Origin of the sequence: Thermococcus sp. M36 (assembly GCF_012027355.1) — an archaeon.
GTDB lineage: Archaea > Methanobacteriota_B > Thermococci > Thermococcales > Thermococcaceae > Thermococcus.
The window spans coordinates 875,962-892,054 of the sequence record NZ_SNUH01000001.1 but is presented as its reverse complement, the minus strand read 5'-3'; the positions used below and the strand labels follow the sequence as shown (position 1 = coordinate 892,054).

Genomic DNA, 16,093 nt, shown 5'->3' with positions numbered 1-16,093 from the left:
AGGTCAGCTTCACCAAGGCCAAAAGCGACCACCGCGCATGGGGTGAGAAAGGGAGAAAGAGGATTTAAAGTTTTCCATTCTCCCTCAGCCACTCGCCGTACTTGACAAGGGCATAAACAGCGTCGACGCCATCCTCGACAGTCTCGTAGACAGGAACGCCGACCTTCTCTATCCTTCTGGCCATCCTGTGCGGGTAGTCTCCACCTGGGGCGACGAAGACTATCGGCTTGCCGTAGGCCTTCATCCTCTCCATGGCCTCAACTATTCCTTCGTCAAGGGCCGGGCTCTGGAAGAGCGCTATGACGACAAGGACATCGACGTTCTCGTCCTCGAGCGCGTAGCGCATGGCAAGCTCGTACCTGCTGGAGGGGGCGTCACCGATGATGTCAATGGGGTTCTTATAGCTCATGTGGTGAGGCAGTTTTCCTTCCTCTATGGCCTTCCTGAACTTCTCGTTGGTCTCATTGCTTAGCTCGGCGAGCTTCATTTCCCTCTCAAGCAGGCCGTCGCTCATCATGACGCCTGCGCCACCACCGTTCGTAACGATGGCGACGCGGTTGCCCTTTGCAGGCTTCTGCATCGCCAGAGCCTTCGCGTAATTGAAGAGCTGGCGCATGCTCTTGGCGCTGAGGACACCGGTCTGCTCGAAAGCGGCCTCGTATATCTTGTATGAGCCTGCCAGAGAACCCGTGTGAGAAGCGGCGGCCTTGGCTCCGGCCTCGGTCCTCCCGGCCTTGAGGACGATGATGGGCTTCTTGAGGGTGACCTCTTTGGCCGTGTTGAAGAACTTCCTGCCGTCCTTGACGCCCTCTATGTAGCCCGTTATAACGCCTGTCTTCGGGTCGTCGCCGAGGTATGCCATGAAGTCGCTCTCGTCCAGGTCTGCCATGTTTCCGAGGCTGATGAACTTGCTCATGCCTATCTTGTGGCTCGCGGCCCAATCAAGAATAGCTGCACCAAAAGCACCACTCTGACTCATAAAGGCAACTTTTCCGAAGGGCGGCCTTGCCTGCCTCTCGGGCGGGTTGAAGTTGCAGTCGAAGCCGTTCTCAAGATTGGTGACGCCGAGACAGTTCGGGCCGACCAGGCGAATGCCCCACTTCTTCGCCCTCTTAACGAGCTCCTCCTCGAGCTCTACCCTTCCGGCCTCCTTGAAGCCCGCGGAGATCACAACGGCCGCTTTAACGCCCTTCTCGCCACACTCGTCTATCACATCCGGCACGAATCTCGCCGGGACGGCTATGACCGCGACGTCAACCTCATCAGGGATGTCCCTGATGCTCTTGTAAACGGGGAACCTCTTCCCGTTTACCTCCACCTCGCCACCCTTGACGTTGACGGCATAGACTTTTCCATCAAACTTAAGCGTTATGGAGCGCATTATGGAGTTCCCAATCTTTCCCGGGACGTTTGAAGCGCCTATGACAGCGACGCTCTTCGGGTAAAACAGGAAATCAAGATTCGGCGTCCTCATCATGACCACCTCCGAAGGTTTTTCGGGGGCCCGTATTTAAGCCTTCCTCCCCAGATGGGTACATTCAAGCCCATGGATATTTTGTCCATCGGCTCCCCAAGGAAGCACCGGTTTTACATATATAAAGGTGTCGCATGATCCCAAGAGCTAAAGCAAAAGAGTTAAATCCTCGAACGTTCAAAGAATCGTTAGAACGTTAAAATTGGGTGGTGGACATGGCAAAGGTGAAGGTCATAACCGACCCAGAGGTAATAAAGCTGATGCTTGAGGACACAAGGAGGAAAATACTGGCCCTCCTCCGCAACAGGGAAATGACGATCTCCCAGCTCAGCGAGATACTGGGAAAGACCCCCCAGACGATATATCACCACATCGAGAAGCTCAAGGAGGCCGGACTGGTAGAGGTCAAGAGAACCGAGATGAAGGGCAACCTGGTGGAGAAGTACTACGGGAGAACCGCCGACGCCTTCTACATAAACCTCTATCTCGGGGACGAGGAGCTGAGGTACTTTGCCCGCTCCAGGCTGAAGACAAAGCTCGAAGTCTTCAAGGCGCTCGGATACGAGTTCGACGATGAAGAACTTCTCAACACTATGGACGAACTGCTGAAGAAGGAGCACGAGTTTAAGACTGAAATATCCCGGGAGATAGAGGAAAACGAGGACAGGCTCAGGGACTTCTCCAACGAGGACATCATCCACGCCATCGAGTGGCTTGCCATGGCAAGAATGGGACGTGACGAGGACGCACTTGAGCTCTTGAGGAGGCTCGGCAAAATACTTAAAAAATAAGACTAAAAGGGGAAGCGATGGGTTATGGCAAAGGGGATAAGACTCCTAGTGCTGGACGTGCTTAAGCCGCACCAGCCGATGGTGACAGAGCTGGCGCTGGGACTCAGCGAGCTTGAGGGAGTCGACGGCGTCAACATAACCCTTGTTGAGATAGACAAGGAAACGGAGAACGTCAAGATAACGATGGTCGGCGACAACCTCGACTACGACGAGATAGTCAGAACCATCGAGGAGTTCGGCGGTGTTGTCCACAGCATAGACATGGTCGCCGCAGGAAAGAAGATCGTTGAAGAGGGAGAGACACCGCAGGACAAGCTGGAGGAATACTGAGTGAGGGAAGTACTTATCATCACGGAACCCGAAAAGGTCAGAGTGCTATCCGAAGAGACCCGCTTTAAAATTCTTCAATTGCTTAGAGACCGCCCTATGACAATCAACGAGCTCAGCGAGGCCCTTAAAAAAGACCGCACGACTGTATACAGGCACATAAAGCTCCTGGAAGGGGCAGGACTGGTCGAGGAGATTGAGGTACACGGAAACGAAAGGGTCTACGCAAGGGCGGCGAGGATATTCCTCATAAAAGCCGACCCCGACGAGAGTGTCGAGGAGTTCAGGCAGGGCTACCTCCAGATGGAGACGGAGAAGCTGGTGCAGGTTCTGGAGAAGGCTGGCTTTAAGATAAAGGACAGGGAAAAGCTGAAGGAGCTCGCCAAGGAAGTGCTGAACGAAATAGAACTCAGATCCCAGCCAGTGATTAAGAGGATATCTCAGGCAGACATCGAGCTGACGGAGATAGAGCTGTTCCACCTGCTGAACATGCTGGTGTTCTTCCAGAGCTGTGAGCTCTGCAAGAAGGCCGAGGAGGCCAAAGACCTCATCGAACTCTGATCCCTTCTTTTACCCTGTTTCCGCCCGGCGTTGGAACACAGGGTTCGATTTTTCCACACACCCACGTGGACAATTACGTTCTGCAGTGTACACTAATGATAAGGCTTAAATATTTCACCGCCAGTGATATAATTCGGGGCACTGCCCCTTCAGGTACAGCAGGTGGTTACCATGAGGAGGAAGGCCCTCGTCCTGGCGGTGATACTGCTAGTTGCCCTGAGCGTCTCGGCAGTTCCGGCAAAGGCGGAAACCCTTGAGAACGGCGGCGTTATAATGCAGGCCTTCTACTGGGACGTCCCCATGGGAGGAATCTGGTGGGACACCATAGCTCAGAAAATACCCGACTGGGCCAGCGCAGGAATAGCCGCAATATGGATTCCCCCCGCGAGCAAGGGCATGAGCGGAGGCTACTCGATGGGCTACGACCCCTACGACTACTTCGACCTCGGCGAGTACTATCAGAAAGGAACCGTTGAGACGCGCTTCGGCTCAAAGGAGGAGCTCATAAACATGATAAACACCGCCCACGCCTACGGCATAAAGGTGATAGCGGACATAGTCATCAACCACCGCGCGGGCGGTGACCTGGAGTGGAACCCCTTCGTGAACGACTACACATGGACGGACTTCTCCAAGGTGGCCTCCGGCAAGTACACGGCCAACTACCTTGACTTCCACCCGAACGAGCTCCACGCGGGCGATTCCGGAACCTTTGGAGGCTACCCCGACATATGCCACGACAAGAGCTGGGACCAGTACTGGCTCTGGGCCAGCCAGGAGAGCTACGCGGCTTACCTTAGAAGCATCGGCATCGACGCCTGGCGCTTCGACTACGTCAAGGGTTATGGAGCGTGGGTCGTCCAGGACTGGCTGAACTGGTGGGGCGGCTGGGCAGTTGGAGAATACTGGGACACCAACGTCGACGCGCTCCTCAACTGGGCCTACGCGAGCGGTGCCAAGGTCTTTGACTTCGCCCTCTACTATAAGATGGACGAGGCCTTTGACAATACCAACATCCCGGCTCTCGTTTACGCCCTCCAGAACGGTGGAACTGTTGTCTCTCGCGACCCCTTCAAGGCCGTAACCTTCGTGGCCAACCATGACACTGACATAATCTGGAACAAGTATCCGGCATACGCTTTCATCCTCACCTACGAGGGTCAGCCCATGATATTCTACCGCGACTACGAGGAGTGGCTCAACAAGGACAAGCTGATAAACCTCATCTGGATACACGACCACCTCGCAGGAGGGAGCACAACTATAGTCTACTACGACAGCGACGAGCTGATATTCGTCAGAAGCGGCTACGGAAGCAAACCGGGACTGATAACCTACATCAACCTAGGAAGCAGCTGGGCAGGTAGGTGGGTATATGTGCCCAAGTTCGCGGGCTCATGCATTCACGAGTACACAGGCAATCTGGGTGGCTGGGTGGACAAATGGGTGGACTACAGCGGATGGGTTTACCTCGAGGCACCGCCGCACGACCCTGCCAATGGTTATTACGGCTACTCCGTCTGGAGCTACTGTGGTGTTGGTTGACATTAATTTTCCGGCCCGCACCATTCTTTATTTATTGTCACGACCTCGTCCGTTAGAGATGTCCCGTTGATGTTCTCCAGGTTGCAGAGTATCGTTACGTTGCCACTGACTATTCTAGCAAATATCCCCCAGGTTCTGCCGAGCACTTCAACAGTATCGTTCACGCAGGTCGTCCCGTTGGAAGCCTCGAAGAGGAAGTAGACGATTGAGCCCCTCTCGATTTCGTGGCCAAGGTAGGTGCCGTTGACGCAGGCGCTGAGGGTTATCCTCCTCTTGAGGGCGCCTTCAAGGGTTGGGGAGCAGTTTTCTTCACGAATCACAAAATGTCCGTCCTCAAAACTCGCCCTGCAGTAAAAGGTGTCCCCGTTGCGAATCTCAGCCACCACGTAATCGGGAGAAACATCAAAGTCCTCGGTGAAGTGAAAGTCCCGCCTGCCATGCTCTGAATATCTGAATCTGAAGAGTGCAACATGGGTGACCTCGTTGGGATACTTCTCCAGCAACTCAATTCCCTCAAGCTCCGCAGGAGAAGCAAAGTGGACCTCCACGTTAATCCGATATCTCTCCTCTGAAAGGGAAATAGTAAGACCCACAACTATAATGACAACAGCAATGAAAAAGAGGAAAGCCTTTGAAAGGTGGTCAGCCATGGAACCACCTCAGAACTCCACCACCCACCTGACCGCGTGCGGGACTTTTTTCGCAACCTCCAGTGCAGTGAAGTTCTCGCCGAGCTCGTCCTTCACCATATCCCCAGCGAGGCCGTTGAGGAAAGCGCCAGTGGAAGCGGCCCTTAGCGGCTCGTTGCCGAGGGCGAGCAGAGCACCAACGAGGCCAGCCAAGACATCTCCAGTTCCTCCAGTGGTCATTCCCCTGTTGCCGGTTTTGTTGTACTTCCAGGTTTTTCCGTCGCTTATGACGTCGTAAGCACCTTTGAGCAGAATAACGCCGCCAATTTTCCTTGCCTTCTCCCTCACGAGCTCCGCTTTTTCCTGGAAGGAACCCTCTGGCTTGACGCCAAAGAGAACCTTGAACTCGCTACCGTGGGGAGTTAGGACGAAGGTCTTGCCCTTGAGAACACCCAAGTCCTCGGCGATGGCCTTTAGGCCGTCGGCGTCTATGACTAAAGGCTTTTCGCAGCGCTTTACAAATTCCCTGACGAACTCCTTAGTTCCTTCCCTTAATCCTATGCCAGGCCCTATAATGACGGCATCAGCCTTTTCTGCCAGTGCCGAGACTTCTTCAAGATGCTCTTTTGTGAAGTTCTTTCCTTCGACAGGCCTCAGAATAATATCTGGGTCGGCTATGCGCTTCGCTGGATATTCCGGCATCACTAAATAAACCAAGTCCACAAGATATGAAGCAGCTTTTGCCGCTAGATAAGGCGCGCCGAAGTAGTCCTCGCTTCCGCCGATTATTAACAGCCTTCCGTTCTGGCCCTTGTGCTCGCCCTTCTTCCTTAAAGCGAACTTCGCATCACCGGGGCCAACGAGGTGGTAGAGCTCCTTCGGATAGCCTATCTTGACCACGACGCGTTCAAAGCCATCGTACTCCTCCTTGTCCCACTGGAATGTCACGGCGAAGTCGGCCTTAACTTGAACCTTTGAGGGATAGCCGCTCGGCAGGTCAACACTGACTATCTTGGCCTTTCCGGCGTATTCGTTTATCTTCTCGATGGCCGAGCGGATCGGCTCGCGCGGCTCGCCCCTCGTTCCCGCCCCGAGGAGGGCATCGATTATCACGTCAAAGCCGCCCAGGTCGAGGGACTTTATGTAGGCGGAATCCTTGAGAACCTTGATTCTCACGAAGTCCAGGCCCTTGAGTATCTCCCAGTTGTGCCTGGCTTCCTCGCTCCTTATCTTCGCCTCATCTCCGACGAGGAATAGGGTGACATCGTTTTCGAAGCTGAGGTGTCTGGCCGCCACAAAGCCGTCGCCGCCGTTGTTGCCGGTGCCGGAGAAAACCGCCACCCTCAGCCCCTTTCCAAAGCGCTCCTCAATCGTCCTGGCAACGCCAGCCCCGGCGTTCTCCATGAGCTGGTAAGGAGTTATGCCGAGCCACTTGGCGTTGATATCCCAGACGTAAACGTCCTCGATTCTCATGAGCACCACCTGTTAAAGTTCAGGTACAACGGGTAAAAACCCATCGCTACTCTTCTCCACCGGTGACGTAGTAAACTAATGAAGGACAGGAGTATCGAGGCCACCCTAAAGAACGCCACGAGCCTGTCAAGCTGGCCGACCGGGGAGACCATCGGATAGTAGGCAGACGCATCACAGTAGTTCGTGACGGCGCATATCGTCATCCTTATCGAATAGTAGAGTATCCAGAAACCGAGGACGAAGATGAAAACAAGGACGACCATAACTTTTCGAATGAGGTCATATCCTCTCCTAGAAACCATGCTACATACCCCACCGGGAGACATGAGGGAGACCATATGTTTTAATGCACTAAGAATATAAACTTTACTCTCCAAAGTTGGACATATGGCATATGGGAAACCTCACCGTTGACCGGATGTTTTGCCTACCAAAAACCCCATAACTAGGAGGGAACCATACCAGAGCGAAACCCAGGGCAGGAAAACCTCGACCGTGGAAAGGTAGGCCCCAACAAGGGCAGAAGGGAACTCCAGGAAGAGTGCCAGAACAACGTACGCCTTCAAAAGAGGCCTCGAAAAGGGTTTGTGCGCGAACAATCCCAGGACAAGCTCCCAGACTGCCATGGTAAGCACGTAACAAGTCCAGAGGCCCATGGGTAGCCTTCCAAAGACCCAGAAGTTGTACATTACTGTAAGGGAAAGGGGATACACGAAGGCGAAAAGCCTCAGGGAAAGTCTCAAAAAAGTAAGAAGACGGAAAAAGTACTCCATACTACACTACCTCCATGAATAATAATGCCAAACTTTCGACATATCTGGATTAGTGTCTACAGTATCCATCAGATGATTCCAAGTATTGCTTACATAGATCTCAACAGAAGATGAGTATGCTCTTACACCATATCCATGGGTCGGAGAGGGTGTTGCATACGTTTGAGAAACCTCATGGCAAAGGATATAACCACATTCAGTATAGGTACTGAAAGTTGTTGGAAAGACTATGCTACCATCTTCAACTCTAATACTTTCAACATCCTCACATCCATACGTGCTATCTCTTCCCCCATAGATAGAGCAACGTATAGAGTCATAGACTCTATCAAGTGAAGGATCTGGATGATCTTCGTCATGGAAATGGAGCTCGTAAGTAACCTTGGAGGAAGTATATTCAACAACTATTTTGAATAGATCATTGTTGCCATTTACATTGTACGAGTGCCCAGCACTATCAACGCCACTACCCCCATCTATATCCACCCTTACTTGCACCCACCAGTGGATTGGGTACGGGATTGAAGAGCTCATCGGGGTGTAGTAATAATCATAGACTTTGTCGTTAGCTCTAACTGAGGCAATCTTGATGGGCTTCACAACCAATACCTTGGCGTTCTTAGGATAAAAACTCTTCTGATAGAGGTAAGAGACATAGTCGCTGACGAGAAGACGTTTCAGAGTTTCCCTCTGCTCCGGCGTGAGGTTTTTAGCGTACTTGGCAATCTCTAAATCAAGCTCCTTTCCAAACTCCTTCATGACAAGATCAGTGAGCCTGTCCACAAAATGCGCATCGTCGATAGTTCCCTTGGTATGTGCAATATCAATCTGCTCCTTAACAAAGAGATCAATAGCCGTCCAACTATCCACGTCGGCCTGAGGTCGTGCACTAACAAACCCTGAAAAAACAAAAATAAACACCAGCACTCCAACCAAGAGTCTTGTCCGTTTCAAGGACATCACCATTAGGCATTAGGCGTTAGTTGTACATATAGTTTTCCATTAGCAATGGTGGGAAACATAAAATCGGAAATAAGAATATGAGCATTTTAAGTAACTTTTAACATCCCCTCGTAACCCCATTCAGAATAGAGCACCAGATAAACTCTCTCAATGCTCCCCGCTTCCCTCCCGAACTCCGCAACGACCTCCTTGAAGGTTTTAACGACCTCCTCGAGTGGGCAGCCGTAGATGCCTGCACTTATGGCCGGGAAGGCTATGCTCCCCACGCCAAGCTCATCGGCCTTCCTCAGCGCGCCGAGGATTGCCTTTCTGAGCTTTTCTTTCTTATCCTCGTCCCAGACGCCACCACAGTAGGGTCCGACCGTGTGAATGACGTACCTAATTCCGTATTCCTCAAGCCTCAAAGCTGGTGTTACAACGACCTCGCCGTGCTCGATGGAGTCCTTCCCGAGCTGTTTACGCATCGCTTCCTTACTTATCCGTATATACTCACGAACATTACCGGCGGCCGCTTTGGCTATCGCGTAGGCGACACCGCCGCCGTGCTCCAGATAGCGGTTGGCGGCGTTGACTATGACTTCCGCCGGAAAGCGGGTTATGTCCCCACGGACAATCTCGAAGGAGACCATCGGGCTCACCGTTTTAGGGATTACTCAGAGGGATTTAACCCTTGCGCGATTTATTACTATGATTTGCCTTATCACATCTCTCCTCTCCAAGCTTTGCTCTTCAGGGCGGAGAGGAGGGCAGTGGAAGACCAATATGGAGAAAAAGAGATGAGGTGAACGTCGATCCGGACTGGCTAGCCAGCCTCCGAGCTAAGCCAGCTTTTCTATCGTTTTTTCGGCCTCGTCAAGGATTTTCTCCTCGTCGAGCGTGAGAACCTCGCGGTCGAGCATGAGGATTTTTCCATCGACTATCGTCGTCTCGACGTCGTTACCGCTGGCCGAGTAAACCAGATGGCTTATCACGTTGTTTATTGGCCTCAAATGGGGCCGGTTGAAGTCGATGATTGCTATGTCCGCCAGGTAGCCCTCCTTTATCATGCCCGCGTTGAGGCGCAAAGCTTTGGCCCCGTTGATGGTGGCCATCTTGAAGACGGTTTTAGCGTCCGCCACCGTTGGGTCGAGGTTGTGGACCTTGTGGAGCAAAGCCGCTAACTTCATCTCGTCGAGCATGTCGAGGTTGTTGTTGCTTGCACTTCCATCGGTGCCGAGGCCAACGTTTACACCGGCGTTCAGAAGTCTCTGCAACGGCATCACGCCGCTGGCGAGCTTCATGTTGCTCGCCGGATTGTGGGCGACGGTAACGCCGTGCCTCGCGAGAATCTGTATATCCCTTGCATCGAGCCAGACGCCGTGAGCTATGATAACATCGCTTCCAAGGAAGCCGATCTCGTCGAGGAGAACCACGGGACTCTTTCCATAGCGTTCGCTTATCTGGCCTATCTCCGCCATCGTCTCGCTCACGTGAATCGTTATGAGCTTCCCGTGCTCGTTTGCCAGCTTCCTTACTTCCTTAAGCAGGGCTATCGAGCAGGTGTAGGGCGCGTGGGGCCCGAAGACGAAGTGAACCCTGTCGGAGCCGAGTTTCTCGATGAACTCCATCGTGCGGAGGGCCTCTTTGATCTCCTTCCCGGTCTTCTCGGGGTCACCGAGGTCTATCATTCCATAGGAAAGGTAGCCCCTCAGCCCGGACTCCTCGACGACCTCGGCAACCGCGTCCATAAAGAAGTACATGTCGAGGAAGGCCGTTGTCCCGGTCTTTATCATCTCAAGGGCGCCGAGGTAGGCCCCAACCTTGGTGTACTCCCTCGTGAGCTTTGCCTCCCGCGGCCAGATGTGGTTCTGGAGCCAGTCCATGAGCGGCAGATCGTCAGCCAAACCGCGGAAGAGGCCCATCGGGGAGTGGGTGTGGAGGTTTATGAAGCCTGGAGAAACAACTTTTCCCTTGGCGTCTATGACAGTGTCGGCGCTCTTGTTGATGTTTTTGGCAACCTCTACTATTTTATTACTCTCGATGAGGACGTCCGCTTTGATAACTTCAAGGTTCTCGCCGTAAACCACGTAGCCGTTCTTGATTAGGATGCTCATAACTACCACCCTCTTTTTTAAGAGGGGATATTTAGAAGATAAGTTAAAAAGATGTCGGGAAAGAGAGAAAAGTCAAAGGGGAACCCAGAGAGCCCATTCGTAGGGGTTGAACTCATTATAGTGATCCCAAATGTAGGCGTAGCTGCTCTCAAAGACATTTAGTGGAATATTGCGAAAGGCTCCTGAATGTACTAAAAAGTTCAGCTAATAGCGTCACACCCTACTCACCCGTTCATTCTCACGGATCTTTTTCAGCATTACAAGTATGAGTATCCCTAACGGAGTAAGTCCTGCAGGTGCCAAGAAAGTCATCTTGGGAGATACATTCCACAGGAAAAACCCTAACATGGGGCCTGGGACTGAAAATATTCTTGTCAGAGAGTTTTTAACACCCAATATCAAACCCCGATATTCTGGATTTGTGTTTTCTACTACATACCTTTCAGAGGCCACTTTTAATTGTTCAATAAACGATAAAAAGATTAATGATAACAGAGCCACGGGAGAAAGAGCAAGGGCAAAAATCCCCAGAAGGGGGATAGACAGTGTGTCTTTCAGTATGAGGGACTTTACACTTCCATACTTGTCAACGACATAACCGGCCATTAGAGTTCCACCAATCGTGAAGAGCGTGATTAGAGAATATAGCCAGGAGATTTCCGAAACACTTAGAGAATATACATTTTGAAGAAACACGGGAACAAATGCGGTTGCTATTGAGCCAATAAAAAATTCAAAAGAGATGTAGATTAGAAAGAGCTTTAAATGGGGTTCTCGAACAAATTTGACACCTTTAAAGATGCCTTTTAAAGGCTCCAAAACATTAGATTGGACATTATTTGGTCTTAAAGTCTCTGAAATGCGAAGATACAATGTTATGGCCACTAACACGGTAAATCCAGAGAGAAGGAATAGGTTAGAGATACTCACGACACTCAATAATGAACCAAATGCCAGATAACTTATAATACTCGCAGCATTGTTTGCTAAAAAGATAAGTGATAACGCTCTTCCAAGATACTCCACTGAGACAGATTCACCAATTAACGAAACAATAGCAGGAGAGGATGCCATAAACGCCACATTAAGAAGAATAGCCGGGATTATTACTAGAACACTCCCAGATTCAATAATAATCCCTAATGCCAACAGGCTTAGCACTTCAAACACAGTTGAGACTACTATCACTCCTTTCCTACCATGAGCATCACTAAACGCACCGGCTATTATAGGTATAAAACTCGCAAAAAAGTTGTTCGCCATTGAGAAGAACCCCAACAATTCTGGTCCCCCAATATCGTTTATCGTGATATTTAGGTAGTAACCGAGAAGATAAGCCACTGCAATAGTGTCAATAAAGTATGCTATGATCAAAAGCTTAACATTGTTGTTTTTCATTAGACTCAAATAGCTCAAACCATTCTGGTTTGAATTCAACTTTTGTAACCCTCCTGTTGTTTATTAGTGAAGACAAAACATTGCTAGGAACTTTCTTTAGTTTACTAATTTTCTCTATAAGATGTGAGTTATAACTATTGGTATACTCAAAAGACTTCAAAAAGTCAGTTGAAGGCTTAATATTTTCTGATAACATCCTCTGAGAGACAATGTTAGAAATTGCTTCTGCCACACTTTCTTCAATCATCACTAAATCGTCCTTAATAGGTTCTACAACGAATATACCTGGATCCCCCCTCGGAAAGTTCCTTTGAAGAAACTCTAAATCCAAATACATGTGAAAAAGCTCATGTCCGATTATCTTAGATAATACAATAAACTCTTCTTCAGTATTGGGAGGAGATGGGGCATAGAATAAAACAAGTACTCTTGTGATCGTTTTAAAATCCATTAAAACAACGTCCGGAGAAGGCAAGGAGAAGGTTATCTCTGGATCTTGAAGTGTCGGCATTAGTGGTCCATGATATTGTTCAAGAATATTTAAAGTCGTCCTAAGGGATATCTCAAATCCCCTGCACAAGTTTATTGAGAACTCGGACATGTATTGCAATATACTATTAGAAGTATTAACAATTTCTGATAAACTAAACCAAGCGTCTGTTATAATCGATTTTAATGTAGGATTCCCTAAAAGCTCCACCACACCATACTCATTTTGGTTCGTACGGGCATCTGGGATCTGGAGCATATAAATCACCATCATAGTAGCTATATGCTAATGCTCTACATTTTCCTCCACAGAGATCAAAGTATATACATGATTTACATTTCCCGTGCATATCTTCCTGTTTGAGGTTCCGGAATTTGTTTAAAATCTCTGAAGAATGCCATATCTCCTTGAATGTATTTTGGCGTAAATCTCCTGCGATAAGATTGGGAAAAGTATCTCCCAGCAATAAGTCACATGGATAAACAAATCCATCTGGTGTAATTTCTACATATCGTCCAGTCCGTACGCCACATCTAGTGAAAAGTTTGTAGAATTCATCATTGATAAGAGTTTGAGACAACCCCTTATCACCGACAAAGAAGAAGGGTTTTTCTGCTATTATTTGTATTCCTAATTTATTTGCTTCTCGCTCTAGTTCCTCAATGATTTTTAAGCGCTCCTTGAGGGGTATTGCCATCGAGTTATCTGCTCTCCCTACTGGTTTCAATTCCACAATATTCCACACATGCACCCCCAACTCTTTAATTAATGGGAGCATATTACGAAGATCATCCTTATTCGCTTTCTGTAAAATAGTTATTACAGAGACATTCATATTCAAATTAACTAGAAGTTTAATGGTATCTACCGCTTTCTCAAAAGAGCCAGGCATGCCTGTAAGTTCATCATGAATTTTAAAATCTGAGCTGTGAAGAGGAACTTGAACATTAACATTACATGTTGCTAATTTCTTTGCTAGTTCTCTATTAACAAGAAGACCATTAGTAGTAATATTTACTGTAAATCCTCTCTCACAAGCGTATTTAACAACCTCCGGAAGCCTTTGATCCAGAAGTGGTTCACCACCTGTTATACATAACTCAAAAGTTCTCATTTCAGATAGTTCATCTATAACCTTTTTAATCTCCTCCAATGTCAATGGCTCACGTAAAAGCCTTCTCGGCGCTTTCAAAAAACAATACTTACATTTTATGTTACACTTCCAAGTCAAGTACAGGAATGCAGTTAATGGGGCAGATAGGTATTTTAATTGATCTACAAATTTCCGCATTTTTTCCAGTTGGTTAAATGCATTATTCGGATTACCCTTTTTATGACCTTTTTTAACAACTCCATTTGTCAAAAGAGGGTATAAGAACTCAGAAACTACGTCCATAATTTCACTTGGTTTCAATTCATATATCCTGCTTAATAAACTAACAATATCACTTAAGGATAGTGAATATTGAGTAAGAAAAAGAATATCTGAAGCAGTTCGGTTAAGACCATAATAGCCCATATGCTGTTTATCATAGAGTATTCCACCAAAATATTCAAGCCTAATAACATAGTTAGGGTTCAATTGTACCACCGATTCCGGGTCAAGTAAAACCTTTTCCATACCTCCACACCCCTAAATAGGTAAAGGATAAAGGAAAGCCAATAAATCATAATGTCAAAGTGGTAATTTACCCCAAAGCCCCCATATGGTCCACTGGGTCTTCTTGCTTTTCAGGGGGACTATTTTTGGCTTCTCAAACTGTAGTGTCTTCATGGGAACCACCTCAAAATAAATGAAGACAAAATCATATTTAAGCTTTACGCTTTACAATAGCATGATCATTTTTTTTTCAATGCGTCACAAAAGGGATTACTTGAAAAGTATCAAACCAACCACATAGCAGATTAAAGAAGTAGAAAAGAAAAACAATTCAAAAGAGTACTACAAAAACTCACACGAACATGCTCTTCAGCACCTCGGCGCAACCGCACTTCCTCTCCTCTGGAATCCTCGGGATGGCCCTCTTGAGCAGTTCCTGGACCTTGTAGTTGTTCTCGGCCATGACCTTGAGAACTTCCTGGGCGTCAACGGGCTCCTCGGCCCAGACGTCGTAGTCCGTAACCGTCGCTATGTTCGCGTAGCACATGCCCAGCTCGCGCGCGAGGTTTATCTCCGGGACGAGAGTCATACCGATTATGTGGGCGTACTGCCTGAACATAAAGCTCTCGGCCCTCGTTGAGAACCTCGGCCCCTCGATGCAGACGTAGGTGCCCTTCTCGTGGACGGGGAAACCGAGCTCTTTGGCAGTCTCGTAGAATATCTTCCTCATCTCAGGGCAGAAGGGGTCGGCCATGGAAACGTGGGCAACCCTCGGCCCGTTGTAGAAGGTGTAGTCCCTCTTCTTCGTGAAGTCTATGAACTGGTCGGTTATGACGATGTCCCCCGGCTTGTACTCCTCGCGGAGCGAGCCGACGGCCGTTATGCCTATGACCCTCTCGACGCCGAGCTCTTTGAGCGCCCAGATGTTGGCCCTGTAGGGAACCTCGTGCGGCGGGAACTCGTGGTTCTTTCCATGGCGCGGGATGAAGGCGACCTCAACGCCCTCTATCTCACCGATTTCCACTGGAGCGGAAGGCCTTCCGTAGGGGGTGTGCACTTTGACGGTCTCCTTTGGTTCAAAGACGCCGTAGACACCAGAACCGCCGATGATACCTATCTTCGGCATGGTCATCACCGTGTTAACTGCTCACCGGAAACATATAAGGGTTGCCGTTCCAGTGGAAACCAAACCCCGAAAATTTAATAACCTTTTGAAACTAAATCTCTGCGGGGGTGGGAAAATGGAGAACGGAAAGCCCGTCAAGCTCGTATTGCCAGAGGTCAAAAACCCCATCTTCATAGAGGGCTACCCCGGAATAGGCCTGGTGGGCCACATAGCTGCCAACTTCCTGGCCAGGGAGCTGGAAATGGAGATGATAGGCTACGTGGAGAGCCCGTTCATCCCACCCATGGCCCTGATCCTCGAAGGGAGGCCGAACCCGCCGCTGCGGTTCTACGGAAGGGACAACGTCATAGTTGCCGTCGCCGACATATACGTCCCGCCGACCCTGGTGAACGAGATAGCCAGGGAGCTGGTGGGGTACCTGAGGGATATGAACGCAAGAAAGATAATCTCAATGGGGGGAATAGGCATCGGCTTCTTCAAGGAGAACACAGAGGTCTGGGGCGTCGGGGCCAGGGAGGAGCTGAACAGGGAACTCGAAGAGAAAGGGGTCAAGATCCTCCAGTACGGCTCGATAATGGGGATGAGCGGGAAGCTCCTTTGGGAGGCGAGCAGGAACGGGCTCGACGCGTATGTACTCTTAGGGGAGACCTTTGGTGACAGGCCGGATCCACGAGCGGCCGCCAACGTGATAGAGGCCCTCAAGAAGCTGACGGGCATAGAAGTCTCGACCGAGCCGCTCCTCCAGGAGGCGAGGGCGATAGAAGAGCAGCTCAGGAGGATGCACGAGCAGATGGAGCAGGCCAGGCAGAGGGCCGAAAAGCAGTACGAGAGCATCTACCTGTGAGGTGAG

Annotated in this window: 17 protein-coding genes; 5 read left to right on the top strand and 12 right to left on the bottom strand. The window is 49.6% G+C overall.

Translation table 11 applies throughout. The features are described 5' to 3' along the window. Positions 1-64: 64 nt before the first annotated feature. On the bottom strand, positions 65-1,474 hold the full coding sequence (locus tag E3E36_RS05060) for an acetate--CoA ligase family protein (protein ID WP_167894802.1): 1,410 nt from the start codon (positions 1,472-1,474) through the stop codon (positions 65-67). A gap of 215 nt (positions 1,475-1,689) precedes the next feature. Between E3E36_RS05060 and E3E36_RS05055 the strand changes: the two genes are divergently transcribed. From E3E36_RS05055 to E3E36_RS05040, 4 genes are all read left to right on the top strand, one after another. Continuing rightward, positions 1,690-2,265, top strand: coding sequence for a winged helix-turn-helix domain-containing protein (locus E3E36_RS05055; RefSeq protein ID WP_167894801.1), 576 nt, complete (start codon positions 1,690-1,692; stop codon positions 2,263-2,265). 24 nt (positions 2,266-2,289) lie between these two features. Beyond that, positions 2,290-2,595 (top strand): DUF211 domain-containing protein, encoded by a 306-nt coding sequence (locus tag E3E36_RS05050; RefSeq protein WP_014788876.1) that lies wholly within the window; start codon positions 2,290-2,292, stop codon positions 2,593-2,595. Further along, positions 2,596-3,153: a winged helix-turn-helix domain-containing protein gene (locus tag E3E36_RS05045; protein ID WP_167894213.1), complete on the top strand. Its 558-nt coding sequence runs from the start codon at positions 2,596-2,598 to the stop codon at positions 3,151-3,153. Between the two features lie 171 nt (positions 3,154-3,324). Then, positions 3,325-4,698, top strand: coding sequence for an alpha-amylase (locus E3E36_RS05040; protein ID WP_167894212.1), 1,374 nt, complete (start codon positions 3,325-3,327; stop codon positions 4,696-4,698). 2 nt (positions 4,699-4,700) lie between these two features. On the opposite strand, the gene E3E36_RS05035 is transcribed toward E3E36_RS05040, so the two are convergent. The 11 genes from E3E36_RS05035 to E3E36_RS04985 form a co-directional block, all read right to left on the bottom strand. After that, positions 4,701-5,348, bottom strand: coding sequence for a hypothetical protein (locus E3E36_RS05035; protein WP_167894211.1), 648 nt, complete (start codon positions 5,346-5,348; stop codon positions 4,701-4,703). Between the two features lie 9 nt (positions 5,349-5,357). Then, on the bottom strand, positions 5,358-6,800 hold the full coding sequence (locus tag E3E36_RS05030) for an NAD(P)H-hydrate dehydratase (RefSeq protein ID WP_167894800.1): 1,443 nt from the start codon (positions 6,798-6,800) through the stop codon (positions 5,358-5,360). Beyond that, a complete protein-coding gene (locus tag E3E36_RS05025) occupies positions 6,797-7,063 on the bottom strand; it encodes a hypothetical protein (RefSeq protein ID WP_167894210.1) in 267 nt (88 codons plus the stop codon). Before E3E36_RS05025 ends, E3E36_RS05030 begins: the two co-directional genes overlap by 4 nt. A gap of 141 nt (positions 7,064-7,204) precedes the next feature. Continuing rightward, positions 7,205-7,573 carry a hypothetical protein gene (locus tag E3E36_RS05020; protein ID WP_167894209.1) on the bottom strand — a complete coding sequence of 123 codons (369 nt, stop codon included), beginning with the start codon at positions 7,571-7,573 and terminating at the stop codon, positions 7,205-7,207. Positions 7,574-7,579: 6 nt separating this feature from the next. Next, on the bottom strand, positions 7,580-8,527 hold the full coding sequence (locus E3E36_RS05015; RefSeq protein WP_167894208.1) for a hypothetical protein: 948 nt from the start codon (positions 8,525-8,527) through the stop codon (positions 7,580-7,582). Positions 8,528-8,622: 95 nt separating this feature from the next. After that, positions 8,623-9,165: a [protein ADP-ribosylglutamate] hydrolase gene (locus tag E3E36_RS05010; protein WP_167894799.1), complete on the bottom strand. Its 543-nt coding sequence runs from the start codon at positions 9,163-9,165 to the stop codon at positions 8,623-8,625. Positions 9,166-9,354: 189 nt separating this feature from the next. Next, entirely contained in the window at positions 9,355-10,629 is a 1,275-nt protein-coding gene (locus tag E3E36_RS05005) for an amidohydrolase family protein (RefSeq protein ID WP_167894207.1), read from the bottom strand. A 213-nt stretch (positions 10,630-10,842) separates the two neighbouring features. After that, positions 10,843-12,027, bottom strand: coding sequence for an MFS transporter (locus E3E36_RS05000; protein ID WP_240911811.1), 1,185 nt, complete (start codon positions 12,025-12,027; stop codon positions 10,843-10,845). Next, complete coding sequence (locus tag E3E36_RS04995; RefSeq protein ID WP_167894205.1) at positions 12,008-12,775, bottom strand: hypothetical protein; 768 nt, start codon at positions 12,773-12,775, stop codon at positions 12,008-12,010. The genes E3E36_RS05000 and E3E36_RS04995 overlap by 20 nt, the downstream gene beginning before the upstream one ends. Then, the gene (locus tag E3E36_RS04990; RefSeq protein WP_167894204.1) at positions 12,738-14,138 is read right to left on the bottom strand and encodes a PqqD family peptide modification chaperone; all 1,401 of its coding nucleotides are present in this window, start codon (positions 14,136-14,138) and stop codon (positions 12,738-12,740) included. Before E3E36_RS04990 ends, E3E36_RS04995 begins: the two co-directional genes overlap by 38 nt. 331 nt (positions 14,139-14,469) lie before the next feature. Next, entirely contained in the window at positions 14,470-15,243 is a 774-nt protein-coding gene (locus tag E3E36_RS04985; RefSeq protein WP_167894798.1) for an S-methyl-5'-thioadenosine phosphorylase, read from the bottom strand. 115 nt (positions 15,244-15,358) lie between these two features. On the opposite strand from E3E36_RS04985, the gene E3E36_RS04980 reads away from it, so the two are divergent. Then, positions 15,359-16,087 (top strand): proteasome assembly chaperone family protein, encoded by a 729-nt coding sequence (locus E3E36_RS04980; protein ID WP_167894203.1) that lies wholly within the window; start codon positions 15,359-15,361, stop codon positions 16,085-16,087. Positions 16,088-16,093 lie beyond the last annotated feature (6 nt).

Excerpts from the sequence above, each read along its gene's own strand:
- E3E36_RS05060 (WP_167894802.1), bottom strand. The coding sequence starts at position 1,474 with ATGAGGACGCCGAATCTTGATTTCCTGTTTTACCCGAAGAGCGTCGCT.
- E3E36_RS05055 (WP_167894801.1), top strand. The coding sequence starts at position 1,690 with ATGGCAAAGGTGAAGGTCATAACCGACCCAGAGGTAATAAAGCTGATG.
- E3E36_RS05050 (WP_014788876.1), top strand. The coding sequence starts at position 2,290 with ATGGCAAAGGGGATAAGACTCCTAGTGCTGGACGTGCTTAAGCCGCAC.
- E3E36_RS05040 (WP_167894212.1), top strand. The coding sequence starts at position 3,325 with ATGAGGAGGAAGGCCCTCGTCCTGGCGGTGATACTGCTAGTTGCCCTG.
- E3E36_RS05035 (WP_167894211.1), bottom strand. The coding sequence starts at position 5,348 with ATGGCTGACCACCTTTCAAAGGCTTTCCTCTTTTTCATTGCTGTTGTC.
- E3E36_RS05030 (WP_167894800.1), bottom strand. The coding sequence starts at position 6,800 with ATGAGAATCGAGGACGTTTACGTCTGGGATATCAACGCCAAGTGGCTC.
- E3E36_RS05025 (WP_167894210.1), bottom strand. The coding sequence starts at position 7,063 with ATGGTCGTCCTTGTTTTCATCTTCGTCCTCGGTTTCTGGATACTCTAC.
- E3E36_RS05020 (WP_167894209.1), bottom strand. The coding sequence starts at position 7,573 with ATGGAGTACTTTTTCCGTCTTCTTACTTTTTTGAGACTTTCCCTGAGG.
- E3E36_RS05010 (WP_167894799.1), bottom strand. The coding sequence starts at position 9,165 with ATGGTCTCCTTCGAGATTGTCCGTGGGGACATAACCCGCTTTCCGGCG.
- E3E36_RS05005 (WP_167894207.1), bottom strand. The coding sequence starts at position 10,629 with ATGAGCATCCTAATCAAGAACGGCTACGTGGTTTACGGCGAGAACCTT.
- E3E36_RS05000 (WP_240911811.1), bottom strand. The coding sequence starts at position 12,027 with ATGAAAAACAACAATGTTAAGCTTTTGATCATAGCATACTTTATTGAC.
- E3E36_RS04995 (WP_167894205.1), bottom strand. The coding sequence starts at position 12,775 with ATGCTCCAGATCCCAGATGCCCGTACGAACCAAAATGAGTATGGTGTG.
- E3E36_RS04990 (WP_167894204.1), bottom strand. The coding sequence starts at position 14,138 with ATGGAAAAGGTTTTACTTGACCCGGAATCGGTGGTACAATTGAACCCT.
- E3E36_RS04985 (WP_167894798.1), bottom strand. The coding sequence starts at position 15,243 with ATGCCGAAGATAGGTATCATCGGCGGTTCTGGTGTCTACGGCGTCTTT.
- E3E36_RS04980 (WP_167894203.1), top strand. The coding sequence starts at position 15,359 with ATGGAGAACGGAAAGCCCGTCAAGCTCGTATTGCCAGAGGTCAAAAAC.